Source organism: Bradyrhizobium sp. 35, from assembly GCF_023073215.1.
In the GTDB taxonomy this organism is placed as follows: Bacteria; Pseudomonadota; Alphaproteobacteria; order Rhizobiales; family Xanthobacteraceae; genus Bradyrhizobium; species Bradyrhizobium canariense_D.
In genome coordinates, this window is the sequence record NZ_JADPJC010000008.1 from 1 (window position 1) to 15163 (window position 15163).

Annotated in this window: 17 protein-coding genes and 2 pseudogenes; 17 read left to right on the top strand and 2 right to left on the bottom strand. The window is 61.1% G+C overall.

Features of this window, described 5'->3' with window-relative positions; all coding sequences use genetic code 11:
- A pseudogene (locus IVB36_RS00540) lies at positions 1 to 252 on the top strand (plasmid pRiA4b ORF-3 family protein); the annotation flags it as partial.
- 274 nt (positions 253 to 526) lie between these two features.
- Here IVB36_RS00540 and IVB36_RS00545 read toward each other — a convergent pair.
- Entirely contained in the window at positions 527 to 763 is a 237-nt protein-coding gene (locus IVB36_RS00545; RefSeq protein WP_018457396.1) for a helix-turn-helix transcriptional regulator, read from the bottom strand.
- A gap of 181 nt (positions 764 to 944) precedes the next feature.
- Between IVB36_RS00545 and IVB36_RS00550 the strand changes: the two genes are divergently transcribed.
- On the top strand, positions 945 to 1229 hold the full coding sequence (locus tag IVB36_RS00550; RefSeq protein ID WP_247390194.1) for a DUF2285 domain-containing protein: 285 nt from the start codon (positions 945 to 947) through the stop codon (positions 1227 to 1229).
- 195 nt (positions 1230 to 1424) lie between these two features.
- Here the strand turns inward: IVB36_RS00550 and IVB36_RS00555 are convergent, their stop codons facing one another.
- Positions 1425 to 1652 (bottom strand): helix-turn-helix transcriptional regulator, encoded by a 228-nt coding sequence (locus IVB36_RS00555; RefSeq protein WP_247390196.1) that lies wholly within the window; start codon positions 1650 to 1652, stop codon positions 1425 to 1427.
- Positions 1653 to 1870: 218 nt separating this feature from the next.
- On the opposite strand from IVB36_RS00555, the gene IVB36_RS00560 reads away from it, so the two are divergent.
- The 15 genes and pseudogenes from IVB36_RS00560 to IVB36_RS00630 all read left to right on the top strand — a co-directional run.
- A complete protein-coding gene (locus IVB36_RS00560) occupies positions 1871 to 2149 on the top strand; it encodes a DUF2285 domain-containing protein (protein ID WP_247390199.1) in 279 nt (92 codons plus the stop codon).
- 218 nt (positions 2150 to 2367) lie between these two features.
- Positions 2368 to 2499, top strand: a complete 132-nt coding sequence (locus IVB36_RS00565; protein WP_247390226.1) for a DUF6499 domain-containing protein — start codon at positions 2368 to 2370, stop codon at positions 2497 to 2499.
- A 172-nt stretch (positions 2500 to 2671) separates the two neighbouring features.
- A complete protein-coding gene (locus tag IVB36_RS00570) occupies positions 2672 to 3079 on the top strand; it encodes a DUF2285 domain-containing protein (protein ID WP_247390201.1) in 408 nt (135 codons plus the stop codon).
- A gap of 389 nt (positions 3080 to 3468) precedes the next feature.
- Positions 3469 to 3747 (top strand): helix-turn-helix domain-containing protein, encoded by a 279-nt coding sequence (locus tag IVB36_RS00575; RefSeq protein WP_247390204.1) that lies wholly within the window; start codon positions 3469 to 3471, stop codon positions 3745 to 3747.
- A 3-nt stretch (positions 3748 to 3750) separates the two neighbouring features.
- A complete protein-coding gene (locus tag IVB36_RS00580) occupies positions 3751 to 4653 on the top strand; it encodes a replication initiator protein A (RefSeq protein ID WP_247390206.1) in 903 nt (300 codons plus the stop codon).
- Positions 4654 to 5107: 454 nt separating this feature from the next.
- Entirely contained in the window at positions 5108 to 5572 is a 465-nt protein-coding gene (locus IVB36_RS00585) for a DUF2840 domain-containing protein (RefSeq protein WP_247390208.1), read from the top strand.
- Complete coding sequence (locus IVB36_RS00590; RefSeq protein WP_247390210.1) at positions 5572 to 6078, top strand: S26 family signal peptidase; 507 nt, start codon at positions 5572 to 5574, stop codon at positions 6076 to 6078. Before IVB36_RS00585 ends, IVB36_RS00590 begins: the two co-directional genes overlap by 1 nt.
- On the top strand, positions 6075 to 6989 hold the full coding sequence (locus tag IVB36_RS00595) for a lytic transglycosylase domain-containing protein (RefSeq protein ID WP_247390212.1): 915 nt from the start codon (positions 6075 to 6077) through the stop codon (positions 6987 to 6989). The genes IVB36_RS00590 and IVB36_RS00595 overlap by 4 nt, the downstream gene beginning before the upstream one ends.
- 240 nt (positions 6990 to 7229) lie before the next feature.
- A complete protein-coding gene (locus tag IVB36_RS00600; RefSeq protein ID WP_247390215.1) occupies positions 7230 to 8954 on the top strand; it encodes a DUF3363 domain-containing protein in 1725 nt (574 codons plus the stop codon).
- A gap of 266 nt (positions 8955 to 9220) precedes the next feature.
- Entirely contained in the window at positions 9221 to 9427 is a 207-nt protein-coding gene (locus IVB36_RS00605; protein WP_247390216.1) for a cold-shock protein, read from the top strand.
- Between the two features lie 408 nt (positions 9428 to 9835).
- A complete protein-coding gene (locus IVB36_RS00610) occupies positions 9836 to 11812 on the top strand; it encodes a conjugal transfer protein TraG (protein ID WP_247390219.1) in 1977 nt (658 codons plus the stop codon).
- Positions 11796 to 12245, top strand: a complete 450-nt coding sequence (locus IVB36_RS00615) for a CopG family transcriptional regulator (protein ID WP_247390220.1) — start codon at positions 11796 to 11798, stop codon at positions 12243 to 12245. Before IVB36_RS00610 ends, IVB36_RS00615 begins: the two co-directional genes overlap by 17 nt.
- 384 nt (positions 12246 to 12629) lie before the next feature.
- On the top strand, positions 12630 to 13292 hold the full coding sequence (locus tag IVB36_RS00620; protein WP_247390222.1) for a hypothetical protein: 663 nt from the start codon (positions 12630 to 12632) through the stop codon (positions 13290 to 13292).
- A gap of 82 nt (positions 13293 to 13374) precedes the next feature.
- Complete coding sequence (locus IVB36_RS00625; protein WP_247390224.1) at positions 13375 to 14691, top strand: MFS transporter; 1317 nt, start codon at positions 13375 to 13377, stop codon at positions 14689 to 14691.
- Positions 14692 to 14945: 254 nt separating this feature from the next.
- Positions 14946 to 15163: pseudogene (locus tag IVB36_RS00630) on the top strand (P-type conjugative transfer ATPase TrbB); the annotation flags it as partial.

Sequence of the window (15163 nt, forward strand, 5' to 3'; positions counted from 1 at the left end):
ACAACGGAGGGACTTCCCCTCTTGCTCGAGGCCGCCGGCCGTTGTCCTCCGGAAGATGCCGGCGGTGCGTCAGGCTATACCGAATACCTCGACGCCATCCGCGACCCCACCCATCCGGAGCACGAACAAATGCGCCTCCGGGGCCCTGAGCAGTTTGATCCCAACGTCGTCGACCGGAAGGCGCTCGAGGCCGCCGTCAACGCATTGTCGGAAATATGGAAGCCGCGCCGGCGCACCACGCGTTCAAAATAGACGTCAAGCACCAATCAAATGGGCCTCAGAGCGACGCTTACTGTCGATCCGGCCGCGAAGGCGGAACGCGGTTTCCGGCTTGCTCTGCCAGATCAGCAGATCAGCTTCGGCGCTTCGAGTACGTGTCCACGGTCACCTCCGAGACGCGCGCGGCGCAGGGGACGGGATAGTATCGCAGTGTGATCTCCATTGCGCAGGGTGCTTTATCGTTGCCCCAAGACGGCCGCATGACCCGATCAGCCGGTCGGCGGGAAATGCGACTAAGTATCCACCTCTAGTCTGGCCGCGGATATTTCTTCTTCGTAGGACGTGTCAGCAGGTCCGTGACCTCAACGCCAAGAGCGCGCGCCAGACGCTCGACGACATCTATACCGGCCGCATAAACACTCCGCTCGAGCGAGCTGATGTAGGTCCGGTCAATCTCAGCGCGATGTGCCAGCTCCTCCTGTGACAGGCCACGGGCTTGTCTATACTTCCTCAAATTGATCGCCAATATCTCGCGAATATCCATGCGCGAGAGGCCATGCTCTTGTAGAGTACTTCACCACGGAGTATTCTCGACAAACCATCAAGCGCGGCATTTTTCGGCTGCTTTCTATGTTGTCGGTTTCCAGAATGCGGCTACAGCTGCTGCGTTCAAGAAGCGGGGGTGGAAGTACACAGATGCCGCTCTACTTCTTGGCAGGAACTCCATGAAAACTCCGCCGCTTGACCCAGATGTCGCGACCTCTGCACCCGCAGATCCCGCGATCACGCCCTATGACGAGGAGCATCTGATGACGTATTGGCGGCTTCTCGACGCGGTGGGCGATGGCGCTGATTGGAAGGAAGTGGCTCGCATCGTGCTGCATATCGATCCGGAGGGAGAGGGCCAATCCGTGCGGGCTCGAATCGCGTTCGATAGCCATCTGGCGCGCGCAAGATGGTTGGCAGATCACGGCTACCGTCATTTGTTGCGCGGCGGCGCAGGTAGATAGCAGGATTTACCACCTGGCCATCCCAGTTAAGAACTCAATTCTCTCCGTCCATGATGGATCGTCTGTGCATCACGGGAGAACCAAATTGACGCCCTCCACAACAACCTGAGTCTGCACAGCCTTGCGCCTGACTGGCCCCGGTGGACCCAATCGCCCTGCGAGATTCCGATCTCAAATAGGGGCGGCCGAGTAGAATTATGGACGAATCTTGGCGGTCTTCTCCTCAAGCAATTGGGCGGGTCGAACTTCGAGAGCCTGCGAGACTTGCCAGATCGTAAGCAGGGTTACGTTTTGCAACCCTCTTTCCATACTACTGATGAACGCACGATCGACACCCATGCGCTCTGCCACGGCTTCTTGGCTCAGGCGAAGGTCTAAACGAAATCGACGCGTGTTTGCTCCAAAAAGCTTGCGAATGTCCATCCGCAGGATAGGAAGCAATCGTGTATTGTAGCGCTACGTGTTATAATACGCGGCGAGGTCTCGCTCAGCTACGGCTCCACCAGGTTCTGCTAAGGCGGGCGCTGTTCGCGCAGACGGACGTGGAGAAATGGATCCGGCGTCTTGTGGCTTTATGGCACGGTTGTGGCATGCCATGCAGAAATTGAGTAGGATCGAGCAAGGAAGTTGATGGTACAGCCATGCAGATGCCGCCGCTCGAGCCCGAGGTCGCCGATTCAGCACCGGATGATCCAGTCCTTACCTCCTATGACGAGAAGCTTCTGGTGACCTATTGGCGGCTGCTTGATGCAGCAGCCGCGGGTGCTGATTGGAGGGAAGTCTCGCGAATCGTCCTGCACATCGATCCCGATCGAGAGCCGACACGCGCCCGCACGGCCTTCGATAGTCATCTGGCGCGAGCGAATTGGATGGCGGACCGCGGCTATCGCGACTTGCTTCGCGGCGGCACCGGCAAGTAGCAGAAATCAGCTGCCGCAAGTTTCTTCTAGAGAATGGCCGTCTACGGAAATTCTGGTGATGCCCTGCAGGCATCGCGTGATGCCCAATTAATGACTTGTCGAACAACTGAAGGTTACGTAGATCGTTTCCCGCTACGGTCTGGCTTTGGGGTCTCTTAATGTCGACATTCGACTGGCGCTCACCGGAGAGTTATCAGCGCGCAATTACATCAGGTGAAATGGAGGATTTTGCGTGGGAGCTCCTCCGCCGCAATCCTGAATATCAAAGGGACTACCGGGAGGCACGCGCCAAAGGCGGGCACGTAAGCCCCGAGTTCAGAAGGAGATGGGGCGTCTGCTTTCGCCCATGACCCGCAAGGGTCTTTCTACGAGCAGACCATCTTCTGGGCGCCCGAGGCGATGCCAACGGTGGTGCCGATCGTTCGGAGCGCGTCCGGCTCTCAAGGCTCGGACGTAGTACTTCCGCTCGCTGACCTTACGTCGGCCACGATGAGGCAAGCACCGGACGGCTGGCATGCCCTCTTGCTGGTCCAGGGCACGCAGCATCGGTTATGGCTCAGAGAGGCCCCGCGACTCGGCACCGGAAATGCCACCGAATTGCCGCTCGACGAGAATTTCGTCGCGCGCGCCCACGCCGCGCATCGCTTATGGCGAGCGTTGAACGGCCGCCCGCCGGGACCTGCCTTTCATCGGCTTTCGGCCCAGCAGCGGAAAAGGCTCGGCCTGGTTCTGCGAGCGCGGGATGGGCATGAGGATGGCGCATCCTATCGAACGATCGCGGAGGTGATGTTCGGCAAAAAGCGGCTCATCGAGCGCGGCTGGAAGACGCATGACCTGCGCAGCCGTACCATTCGCCTGGTCAAAGCCGGTCGCTTCATCGTGCGTGCCGGCTACCGTGCATTGTTTCGATCGAGATCCCGCAAGAAATAGATCTGCATAGCGTACAACTGATGCAACCAGGTCAGGTTTGGCGCCTCTCGCCCTCCCGCTGACTTCACCGGCGGGCGGCCCGCGGTTGGATCTTACGCCTCATGCGTGCCGATCGCCTGCGGCGCATCGGAGCGCGTCGAACTTTCCCGCACCACGCCCAACAACTGAGATGTCCCTGGCTGCGCAGCAGAATCGTCGGCCGATTGCTGGACTACCGGACTACCAAGCCTGCATTCCTCTTTTGCCGATCGCAGCGCGGAAGCAAAAGGAGGGGTGCCGAAATCGTCCTAACAATGTTCGGCATCCCCTCACGTGCGTTCGCTCCTCCATGGTGTCCCTTGACGCGCGATCAAACTCCGTCGCGCTCCATGACATCACGGAGCCATCTGATGCCCGACCCGAACGCCGGCACACCGCAGCGCTATCTTCGCACACCAGAAGCGGCACGCTTTCTTGGCCTCTCCGGCCGCACCCTAGAAAAGCATCGCACCTATGGCACAGGTCCGACCTACCGCAAGCTGGGCGGCCGCGTCGTCTACGCGCTCGAAGACCTGAAAGCATGGGTGGACCGCGGCGCCAAAACGTCGACCAGCGATCCCGGGGTTGGCACGGTCTTCCCCGCCAAGCGGCACCCGCCCATCCCTTACGCTGGCAAGGAGCGGCGCTGACCCATGCCGGACAGCAACTCCTTTGCGCGCTTGCGGCGCAACTCAGAACGGGATCAGCTCGATCTGTTTCGTGCTCTTCCCGGTGATCTCGCGCCGCGCGACGCGCAAGACCTAATGGCTTACCCGTTCTTTTCTCTGGCGAAGTCGAAACGGACCGTTCCCATCGATTTCGGGGCCGGGACAATCAAAATCCGTGTCGAAGCTGTGCCGGAACATGGCATGGCGACCATCTGGGATGCGGACGTGCTGATCTGGGCCGCCTCGCAAATTATCCAGGCGCGTGACGCAGGTTTGAAGACGTCGCGCTTGATGGCCGCCACCCCTTACGAGATCCTGACTTTTGTGGGACGCGGCACAAGCGTGCGCGACTACGATCGCCTCAAGGCTGCGCTCGACCGCCTGCAATCGACCACTGTGATGACATCCATTCGCCAGCCGACCGAGCGCCGGCAGCATCGGTTCTCGTGGATCAACGAATGGAAAGAGACGGCGGATATGCACGGCCGCGCCCGCGGGCTCGAGCTGATCCTGCCAGACTGGTTCTACACGGGTGTTCTGAACGAAGCGCTCGTGCTGACGATCGACCGCGCATATTTCGATCTGACTGGCGGACTGGAGCGCTGGCTTTATCGCCTCGTGCGCAAGCACGGCGGTCGCCAAAAGGGCGGCTGGAGCTTTGATCTTGTGCACCTCCACGCCAAATCGGGCTGCCTATCGCCACTCAAGCACTTCGCATACGACCTGCGCCAGATCGTTCGACAGCAGAGATTGCCAGGATATGAACTGGTCATCTCGCACGACCCAAATGGGACGGAACGGCTGAACTTCGCTCCCACTCCGGTCGACCCGCTTACCCACCGGCTGCGCAAGCGCGGGCTTATCTCCGGCTCGGGGGAAAACCTGTGAATCCCGCCGTGCTATCAGGGACCAGCGCCACCGTGCCATCGGGGACCGAAAACGCGTGCGATCAGGGACCGCTATCGCGGAAAAGCCCTTGCCACAGAGGAGCTTCCGCTTCCTCTAACTTTCCTAACCAGGAATCCTTCGGATTCCTTCTAACGGACCCGCAGTCCACGTCGCGGCAGAGTTCGTGGCTGTCCAGTCAGCCTACCGCCTGCGCCAACCTCCGCACGACAGCGGCTGAGCTGCGTCTTGCTTCCTGGAAATGGATCTTCGCAGTCCTGGACCTGCAGGCGCGTTATCTCCTCCCAAGGCGCGCTTGGCGTTCTGACGCGGCCGTGAGCGTGGAGCAGTCGTGCTTCGCCCCGCCTGTCGTCTGCCTATCACGCCTCCTCGTCCTGGACTTCAGATCGCCACGTCTCAGCACCGCGCCTGCCGTCTTGCAATATGGAATTTCAATATGAATGATCTCACGACGGTTGAGCTCCTGTGGCTCGAGAAACGCATCGAAAACCGCATTCGGTTTGGCCGGCCTACATCGGAAACGATCATCGACCATCACCGGCGTGTTCTTTCATTTGCGCCTGGCAGCATTTTTGCGTTCGTACGCTGGAGCTCCAATGACTTCGGAACCGTACTGTCACGCATCGATATTCTGCGCGCGTGCGCGCCAGGGCAACGCTACTCGACCGTGCCTTGGATCAGTCCGGGCGGGGAGAGCCTGCTGAGATTGTCAGGTTGGCCGAAGGTCGAACGTGTCCTGCAGCTGATCGAGGCGGTGGAAGCACTGGGCATCGATCCTGCCGACGCGGCGCCCGACTACTGGCACCACGCGCACAACCGCCTTTCGGTGAATGAGACTCCGCGAAGCTACACCCGTGCCCGTCACCAGGCGTGGCTCCGGCGCCAAAGGGTGACACTCTGATGGGCCGGCTCATAACAATTCTTGCAATGTGCGTGGGCACGGCTCTTGCGCTCTCCGCCGACCGGGGCACAGCGCCATGGTATGTTTGGAACGCTTCGCACAGCGTGCCGATCGGCCTTTACCGCTTGCAACCGGTAGAGCGTCTCCGTGTCACCTCGCTCGTAGCCGTTCGCCCACCTGACCCGCTTGCGTCCTTCCTTGATTTGAACGGCTATCTGCCGCTCGGCATTCCCATGCTCAAGCGGGTCTTGGCGCTCCCTGGGCACACCGTCTGCAGACGAGAACTCACTATCCTCGTCGACGGCATCGAGATGGGCGAGGCCCGGGAGCGGGATGGCCGTGGGGGGCCTTTGCCCGCATGGCAAGGATGCCACGTCCTGATGGCCGGCCAGATCTTTCTGATGAACTGGCAATCGGCCGATTCATTTGACGGCCGCTACTTCGGGCCGATCGCGGCCTCCGCCGTCATCGCCCGGGCCTTCCCAGTGTGGACAAAGGAGGAATGACCATGCTTGCCTCGCTTCATCGACTTGCAGCTTCATCATGCTTCCGCAGACCACAATCCCTTTGCTCCTTCCCGGCCAAGCTCGTCAGCAGATGCGGGCGCGCCGATGATGATCAGCTGCAAAGGCCGCACGTTGACTTCTCCCAGGCTGCGCTCGAGCCGATGCGGGCATGCCGTCCATCCCTGCGTGTCGTCGTGGCATTGCTGGCAGCTTTTGCAGCTGTGGAATTGCCGTCGAGCTGTCGAGCCCAATCCGAATTGCAGGCGCCTGCTCCGCCCTCAACATGTCCTGGCAAATTCGTCCCATATGCGGCCTTCATTGCCGAGGCGTCCCGCCGGTTTGCAGTTCCCGTGCAATCGGTTTGTGCCGTGATCCAGGTCGAAAGCAGTGGCAAAGCGCACGCCGTGTCATCTCGAGGTGCCCTGGGCTTGATGCAAATCATGCCAGGGACGTGGGTCGACCTGAGCGCCCGCTACAATCTAGGCATCGACCCCTTTGACCCCCATGACAACATTTTCGCCGGGGCCGCCTACCTGCGAGAGATGCTGGACCGGTTCGGCTCGGACGGATTTCTCGCCGCCTACAACGCAGGCCCCCAGCGCTACGCGAAGGATCTGACGACGGGGCGCGCGCTGCCTGAGGAAACCCTGGCCTACCTGAACAAACTCGAGCCATTGACCGGCATGATACATCGCTGGCGCGATACTTCGGTCCCTGGTCACGGCACAAATTGGAAGCGAGCCAAGCTGTTCGTTCCGCGATTTTATCGCTGGTCGAGCGAACGGAGCTCGGCATCCGCTCTGCGCGAAACGCCTTCATCGAAAGACACGTTGAACCCCCACACGACTGAACTTTTGCCCCATGCGAGTGGCCTGTTCGTGCCGCGATCGGGCGAGGTGAAGTCTCAATGACGATAATCGCATCTGCTCGCATGCCATCGCAAGGTCTCGCATTTTGGAAAGTGATGAGGACACGGGCGGAAGGAGCGGACCGGGGATGGCAGGATAAAAGCCGCAAGGTGCGGCCGGTCGGTTGGGAGCAATCTTGCTTTAGTTTCAATCAGCCAATGCAACTTGCAAATGTTGAGCGCACATTTCACATTTTGCCAAATTGCAGTTGCTGCTCAGCTTTTCGCACTCTGCCAACAAACGATGGCCGGTAAGGACGATTTCCGAATCCGCCCTGGCCGCATTCGCTCTACGCGAGCGCCGCGGGCAAAGCCGTTTCTGGCGCAGGCCCTCAGAGCCGCGCAGAAGGCCGGCGGTCTGTCACGCGGGTACGGCCGTGGAACAAACTTCGGACGTGGGCGGGCCGCGAGCCTTGCAGCGTCCAGACTGCTCAGCAACCGGTCTCGCGGCGCCATGGTCAAGGCGCGGGTGGTGCGCCGAATGCGCACGCCCGGGGCGCTGCGGGCCCATCTTGGTTATCTGCAGCGTGATGGGGTCACCCGGGACGGGGCGCCAGGCAAGCTCTTTGACGCTCTCGGAGATGAAGCAGACGGCCGCGCCTTCGCCGAATGCTGCGAGGGTGACCGGCATCATTTCCGCTTCATCGTTTCGCCCGATGATGCAAGCGAGCTCACCAGCTTGCGCAGCTTCACCCGTGAGCTCATGGATCAGGCCTCGCGCGACCTTGGAACGCGCCTCGAATGGGTCGCGGTCGATCACTGGAATACGGAGCACCCGCACATTCATATTCTCGTGCGCGGACGCGCCGATGATGGAAAAGACCTCGTCATCAGTCGCGATTACATCGCAAGCGGCTTGCGCGCCCGGGCCGGCGATCTCGTCACCCGCGAACTCGGTCCCCGATCCGAGCTCCAGATCCGCGAAGGGCTGGAAGCCGAGGTGAGCGCCGAACGCTGGACCAGGCTCGACCGGGTGCTCGCGCGGCAAGCGGGATCAGCCGATGGCATCATCGATCTAAGGCCGGAACGGGATGGTGCCCGGGACCCGTTACGAGACATTCGGATCGGGCGGATGCGGATGCTGGAGCGCCTGGGTGTGGCAGAGCCGGCGGGACCCGCTCGCTGGGTACTGGCCGCAGACGCGGAGCCACGCCTGAGGGCCCTTGGCGAGCGCGGCGACATCATCAAGCGGCTGCACAAGGCGATTGCCAAAGATGGTATCGCACGGTCACCGTCCTCCTTTGCGCTCGAAGGCGAGCATCACGGTGAACCGATCATTGGCCGTCTCGTCGCCCGCGGACACGACGACGAGCTGAGGGGCAATGCCTTTGCCATTGTCGACGGCATAGACGGGCGCGTCCATCACCTCAAACTCCCCGATATCGAGGCCGCTGGCGACGGGCCGATCGGAGGCATCGTGGAGCTCCGCCGCTTTGAGGATACGAGGGGACGGACACGCATCGCACTCGCGGTAAGATCGGAACTCGTCCTCGAAAAGCAGGTCACCGCGGAAGGCGCCACATGGCTCGACCGGCAGCTTGTGGCGCGCGAGCCTCCTGAATTCTCGCGCGCCGGTTTTGGGGCAGAGGTCCGGGCAGCCCTGGAACAGCGAATTGACGTGCTGGCAGAGTACGGGCTTGCTCAGCGGCACGGCGACAAAGTGCGGCTTGGCCGCAATCTGATCGAGACCTTGCGAAGCCGCGAGCTCGATCGCGCCGGCCGGCGCCTTGCGGAGCAGACCGGGCTTACGCATCTACCTGCTCGATCGGGTGAACAGGTTTCGGGGACATACCGTCAGCGGCTTTCCCTCGCCTCGGGGCGATTTGCCATGATTGATAATGGGCTCGGCTTTCAGCTCGTGCCATGGGCTCCTTCACTAGAGCGGGAACTGGGCAAACAGGTGAGCGGGATCGCGGGTCCAGGCAATGTCGATTGGTCCTGGGGCCGCAAACGGGGCCTGTCACTTTGACTGGCGGTCTCTTCGCTGGGCTGCGATCCACGACTGCGGCTGCGCTCGCCCATGTACAAGCGAAGCCCGCTATCCTTTTGTCGCGAGAAGAAATTTTGCTGTAGTCGCGCTCACGGCAACCACGTCCCAGCGGGTCTTCGGGGCCGGGACATTCGCTGGTTCGACCATTCTGCGTGCCCGGTTCCGAGCAACTGTCTCCTCCTGGAGATCTTGATCCAGGTGCGAGTTTTCGCTAGATCGCATGTGTTCATTTAGGAGAAGTGACGGTGACGACCGGTACTGTAAAGTGGTTTAACACGACCAAGGGCTACGGTTTCATCAAGCCGGATGACGGCGGCCCCGACGTCTTTGTGCACATCAGCGCCGTTGAAAAGGCCGGATACACCGGCTTGGCAGAAGGCGCTCGGATCAGCTTCGAAGCCACGGCTGGTCGTTCCGGCAAAGTATCAGCCGAGAATCTCCGGATCGGATAAGGCCGACATCACCGACGGCGGCGGCAGCGGTTGGATCAGGATCCCTCCTGAAAGGGACCCGATCTCGCCAAAGAAGAGAGCTTGGCTAGTTGAAGATACCGCCGTGCCATTAGCATCGATGTGGACCTGGCGGCGCCGTGAACAACCAGTTGGTTAGATTAGCGCAATCTACCCTCTCATCGGCGCGAACTGCTGCGGCTTGCCACTAACGGGCGACTTCAACGTTACTCTGGATGGGCCAGCTGACACCAGGTGCACGATGCCATAGCCATTCTCGTGCAGATAGCGCAAGAACGCCGGCTTATCTCCTCTTTGTCCCCGCCAATCTCTGCGCTGCAACGCGCGCGACTGCGACGCGAGCACGATTGTGGTTGTGTGCGCATGTCCATATGCCGAGATGTTCCGATCATGTCGGCGACAAAAATCATTTGGCACCAGGTCATCCTGGTCTGCCTCATCGTGCTCGCGTTCCTGTGGGCGGCGACCGAATGGACAGCCTGGCGGCTTGCGTTCCAGCAGCAGCTTGGGGCTCCCTGGTTCAAGCTCGGGCATTGGCCAATTTATCAGCCGGCAGCTTTCTTTGGCTGGTGGTTCAAGTTCGATGCTTACGCGCCCGTCGTTTTTCTGGAGGGTGGCGCGATTGCTGCAAGCGGCGGCATCGCGGCCATAGTGCTGGCCATGTTGCTCTCGGTCCTGCGGGCCCATGAAGGGCGGGACGTCACCACCTACGGCTCGGCGCGCTGGGCCGATCTACGCGAAGTCAGACGGGCCGGGCTGTTAGGCCCTGACGGCATCGTGCTCGGCCGGTTCGGACGTCATTATCTGCGCCACGACGGGCCCGAGCATGTGCTTTGCTTTGCGCCAACGCGCTCCGGCAAGGGTGTTGGTCTCGTCATTCCGACTCTTCTGACCTGGCCGGCTTCCACCATCGTCCATGACATCAAGGGCGAGAACTTCCAGTTGACCTCCGGATGGCGCGCGCAATTTGGGCCCGTGCTGTTGTTCGATCCGACCAATCCGGCCAGCGCCGCCTACAATCCACTCCTCGAGATCCGCCGTGGCGACTGCGAGGTGCGAGATGCTCAAAATATCGCCGATATTCTCGTCGATCCCGAGGGTGCACTCGAGCGCCGCAATCATTGGGAAAAGACCAGCCACTCACTCCTGGTGGGGGCAATTCTGCATGTCCTCTACGCCGAAGCCGATAAGACCCTCGCCGGGGTTGCAAATTTCCTTTCGGATCCATCTCGCCCGATCGAGGCTACGCTCAACGCAATGCTGGCGACTCCGCATCTTGGGACAGGCATCCATCCAGTCGTCGCATCAGCGGCACGCGAGCTTTTGAACAAAAGCGAGAACGAGCGCTCGGGTGTGCTCTCGACGGCGATGAGCTTCCTCGGGCTCTATCGCGATCCGGTAGTTGCCAAGATCACCGCGCGAAGCGATTGGCGTATCCGTGATCTCGTCGACCGCGCTGAATCCGTCTCACTGTACCTCGTGGTGCCGCCATCGGACATCGTCCGCACCAAACCCTTGATGCGGCTCATCCTGAACCAGATCGGACGGCGTTTGACCGAGAGCCTTGATCCCGACCGGCGCCGGCAGAAGCTGCTTCTGATGCTTGACGAGTTTGCAGCCCTCGGCCGGCTCGACTTTTTCGAGAGCCAACTCGCCTTTATGGCAGGTTACGGCATCCGCAGCTTTCTCATCACGCAAAGCCTTAACCAGCTCGAACGCGCCTACGGTCCGAACCATGCGATTCTTGACAATTGCCACGTCCGGATCGCCTTTTCGACCAATGACGAGCGCACCGCCAAGCGCGTCTCCGACGCGCTCGGAACTGCGACCGAATTGCGAGCCATGAAGAACTATGCGGGCCACCGCTTGAGCCCTTGGCTTGGGCACTTGATGGTCAGCCGCCAGGAGACCTCCCGTCCGCTGCTGACCCCCGGCGAAATCATGCAACTGTCTCCGCAAGACGCGGTCGTAATGATTTCCGGTGTGCACCCGGTCCGTGCCAACAAGGTCCGCTACTATGAGGATCCGCAATTCCAGCGACGTGTCTTGAAGCCGCCCCGCTTGGAGCCGAACAAGCAGCCCACCCGCCCAGATGACTGGTCAGCCCGCGCCCCAATATCGCCGTCGCGCCAGCTGCTGACCAGGCGCGCGGGCAGGAGCGACGAGGCGAACGGCGGCTTACGCCGCGAGCCGGAATTGCCGCAGCATGAGGAAATCGAGATCAAGACGCCGGCCGGCGAGCACGAGTTCGACCCCGAGCTCGAAGAGGGTGACGCGGATGCCGTCCAGGCGCAACTGATGAGCCGGTCGGTGCAGGGAGTTGCGCGGACCGTCACTCTCGATCCGGACGATGGAATGGATCTGTGAGCGAGGCAGCGTGAAAAAGGTCCAGCTCAGCGTCTACCTCGATCCCGAAACGTTCAAAACGCTCGAGGCCTTCGCAAGCCGAGGTGGCCGGTCCAAGTCGCTGGTGGTCGAGGCCGCAATAGGTTCCTTTCTTTCTCCTGACGATTCCGATCGGCGCGAGGCTGTGATAGCAAAACGGCTGGATCGGATTGTGCGGGTGCTCGAGCGTCTTGAACGCAACGATGGCATCACGCTCGAGACGGTCGCGCTCTTCATCCGGTTCTGGCTGACCTCAACTCCGGCATTGCCGGAGCATTCGAGCCCTGCCGCTCGCGCCAAGGGCGGTGAGCGCTACGACCGCTTTGTCGAAGCGCTGGGACGACGACTTGCGAGCGGATTCAGCGTCCTGAAGGAGGTAAGCATCGACGTGCAAGCCTCCGAGAAGCCCGAATAGATACTTCTGCGCGCAGAGTGCCTGTGACGCCGCCTTGGCGAACGAGCGCCGGGCCTAGGTGAGCCGAACCGGCGCGCGCGCAGGCAGACTGACACAGAGTCGTGAAGCGCGGGGAGCTTTCTTGAGGTCCCAGAAGGCCATCGCGAGTGGCCCCTAGCTGCCGCGCAGGAGGCTGAGAGATCCCGCTCATCTTGAGCCCGCCTCGTCTTTCTTTGGCTACGCCAGACTACGACGCCGATGTCGGCGCGATTGATGTCGTGGTCGGATTGGCCCTTCTGTCGACGCATCATCGCTGGGCGGATTCATCTGTTTCGACAGGAAAGCCACGCTGCACGGATAGCGTGTGCCGTTTCGTGCGGTCGCAATTGAGGAGCTGAAGAAACAATGCAGATCGATGCTGAGGCTGAAGGTCAGGCCAGCTCTATTGGGAATGGTTCGGATGGCGAGGTGCAGCCGAGCTCGAACGAAGGTCTGCGAACCAAGAAGATCATCGTTCAGCTCTCCGAAAGCATCTTGGAGCGGCTTGAAGCCGCGTCCGGACGCCCGGGAGTCGGCAAGAGCATGGTCGTCGAGACGGCGCTTCAGCGTTTTCTGGCTCCTGCGCCAGGGGCCGAAGGGCTCATTCGTGAAACTCTGGACCGGGTCAGTGGTCAGATGGCAAGGCTCGAGCGCGAGGTCGCGATCGTTGCCGAGACAGTGGCCCTGCATGCGCGCTATCACCTCACCGTTACGGCGGCCATGCAATCATCCCAGCAGCGGGACGCATGCCTCCTCGGCCAAGAACGCTGCAAGGTTTTGGTCCAACAGCTCGAGCGCGGAGTGCGGTTTGGCCAACCATTGATTCAGGAGACGATTGATCGGCTCGGAAGGGCCAGCTGGCGTGCCTCTGAAATCGGTAGCGGTGTATCAGAGAGGCGAACTGTAGAAGAACTGCTTCAGGAGGGTTCGTCCGCACCCGCTGTAGAGGGGGGCTCCGAGCCGCGCGCTGCCGCCGAGGAGGGCGGCAGCAAGCTGAACTTTCAGAACCTGTCCAGCTCGTTGTGTTGAACGCACCGTCCAGAACGGCAGAAGCGTACAGAAAGGGTTCGCCGCGCAAACAACGCCTGTGCCACGCATCGAACCGCTTCCTGTGTGGCGGCTCATCGCCTGCATCTTTCTTCCCTTCGCGGCCGGGTACTACCTTGCTTACCTGTTCCGGACGATCAATACGCTGATCGCTGGACCCCTTGGCTCCGACCTCGGGCTGGGCGCTGCCGACATCGGGCTGCTCACGTCGATCTATTTCCTGGTCGTCATGGCGGGTCAGATCCCGATCGGCATGTTACTAGATCGCTACGGGCCGCGCCGGGTCCAGAGCTTGCTCTTGGTTGTGGCAGCAGCGGGGGCCGCGCTCTTCGGACTATCGACGGGTTTCGTTTCGCTTCTCATCGCCCGCGCGATGATCGGACTTGGGAGTGCAGCAGCGCTGATGTCGGGCCTTAAAATGATCGTCCTCTGGTTTCCTAGAGAACGTTTGGCCCTCATCAATGGCTTTATGATCATGCTGGGTTCGTTGGGCGCGGTCACGGCAACCGCTCCTGCCGAGGTGCTCCTGGACTGGATAGGCTGGCGCGGCCTGTTCGCGGTGCTGGCCGCCGCAAGCGCGCTCGCTGCCATTTTGATCTATCTGGTCGCTCCCGAACGAGTCGACAGCCCATCGGGCAGCACGAAGCCGGCCACACTGAAAACCATCTACTCTGATCAACGCTTCTGGCGGATTGCCCCCCTGTCGGCAACCTGTATCGGGTCGGCGTGGGCACTGCAGTCCTTGTGGGCGGCACCTTGGCTTTGCGATATCGAACGGCTAAATCGAACAAGTCTCGTCAGCGAGCTGTTCGTGATGGCGACTGTTTTGAGCCTCGGGGCGCTAGTCTTGGGCGTGCTTGCAACCTGGGTGCGCAGCCGTGGCAGGAATATGGAAGTGTTGTTCGCGGCCGTCGCGGCCCTGTTGATCGGAGCGGAGATCGTCCTGATCCTGCATCCGCCCTGGCCGTCACTTCTGCCGTGGTGCGTCGTGTCGGTGGCCGGGTCGGCCACCGCTTTGACCTACGCCATCATAGGAGATTATTTCCCGCCCCAACTGGTCGCGCGCGCGAATGGTGGTTTGAACGTCCTGCAATTTGGCTGGGCCTTCATCGTGCAGTACGGGACGGGACTGATTCTTGAGCGATGGCCCGTTGAGGCCGGCCACCATCCTTTGATTGCCTACCAGACCGCGTTCGGACTGAACATGCTGCTACAGCTGGCGGCGCTCGCCTGGTTTGCCGTTCCATGGTTTCGAAGTCGGAAAGGGAAGGGCAGGACTTCGGCTATACTCCAACCGGCCTGCGGCTGGAGCTCGGCTCATGCCGCTATCCCAGCGACGGGGGTTGCGATCCTGGAGGCGGATGAACACCTGGAGTGGTGACGCGAGCTTGACGGGCTGATGCCAACGAGTGCGCCTTTTTCAGCGCGCCGAACACGAGCTTACCGAACCTTCCTTTCCGACTCTTGCCGTTTCTACGCCAGACTACGACGGCAATGATCCCGTCTTGCGATAGCGCAGGATCTGCTTTTTCTGCTTGTCCCACATGAGGCCGCTGAAGGGCAGGGCCTCGATCATGTGGGGCAGCCGTGGCGATACATTCATTTCATTCGGAAGCCGAGTTGCGCGGGGCGCGCATGCTCCGCACCGCCCTTGGGCCGGCCATTGCGGGCTTTTTGGAAGATCAGACCGTTGTGGAGGTGATGCTCAATCCCGACGGGCGGCTATGGATCGACCGGTTGTCGAGCGGGCTTATAGACACCGGAGAGAGCCTTTCGGCAGCGGATGGCGAACGAATCGTCCGACTGGTCGCGCACTATGTAGGAGCAGAAGTTCATCCCGGCTCGCCCCGGAT

What these genes read in the sequence shown, in the direction of transcription:
- IVB36_RS00545 (WP_018457396.1), bottom strand. Translation starts at nt 763, where the DNA reads ATGGATATTCGCGAGATATTGGCGATCAATTTGAGGAAGTATAGACAA.
- IVB36_RS00550 (WP_247390194.1), top strand. Translation starts at nt 945, where the DNA reads ATGAAAACTCCGCCGCTTGACCCAGATGTCGCGACCTCTGCACCCGCA.
- IVB36_RS00555 (WP_247390196.1), bottom strand. Translation starts at nt 1,652, where the DNA reads ATGGACATTCGCAAGCTTTTTGGAGCAAACACGCGTCGATTTCGTTTA.
- IVB36_RS00560 (WP_247390199.1), top strand. Translation starts at nt 1,871, where the DNA reads ATGCAGATGCCGCCGCTCGAGCCCGAGGTCGCCGATTCAGCACCGGAT.
- IVB36_RS00565 (WP_247390226.1), top strand. Translation starts at nt 2,368, where the DNA reads ATGGAGGATTTTGCGTGGGAGCTCCTCCGCCGCAATCCTGAATATCAA.
- IVB36_RS00575 (WP_247390204.1), top strand. Translation starts at nt 3,469, where the DNA reads ATGCCCGACCCGAACGCCGGCACACCGCAGCGCTATCTTCGCACACCA.
- IVB36_RS00580 (WP_247390206.1), top strand. Translation starts at nt 3,751, where the DNA reads ATGCCGGACAGCAACTCCTTTGCGCGCTTGCGGCGCAACTCAGAACGG.
- IVB36_RS00585 (WP_247390208.1), top strand. Translation starts at nt 5,108, where the DNA reads ATGAATGATCTCACGACGGTTGAGCTCCTGTGGCTCGAGAAACGCATC.
- IVB36_RS00590 (WP_247390210.1), top strand. Translation starts at nt 5,572, where the DNA reads ATGGGCCGGCTCATAACAATTCTTGCAATGTGCGTGGGCACGGCTCTT.
- IVB36_RS00595 (WP_247390212.1), top strand. Translation starts at nt 6,075, where the DNA reads ATGACCATGCTTGCCTCGCTTCATCGACTTGCAGCTTCATCATGCTTC.
- IVB36_RS00600 (WP_247390215.1), top strand. Translation starts at nt 7,230, where the DNA reads ATGGCCGGTAAGGACGATTTCCGAATCCGCCCTGGCCGCATTCGCTCT.
- IVB36_RS00610 (WP_247390219.1), top strand. Translation starts at nt 9,836, where the DNA reads ATGTCGGCGACAAAAATCATTTGGCACCAGGTCATCCTGGTCTGCCTC.
- IVB36_RS00615 (WP_247390220.1), top strand. Translation starts at nt 11,796, where the DNA reads ATGGAATGGATCTGTGAGCGAGGCAGCGTGAAAAAGGTCCAGCTCAGC.
- IVB36_RS00620 (WP_247390222.1), top strand. Translation starts at nt 12,630, where the DNA reads ATGCAGATCGATGCTGAGGCTGAAGGTCAGGCCAGCTCTATTGGGAAT.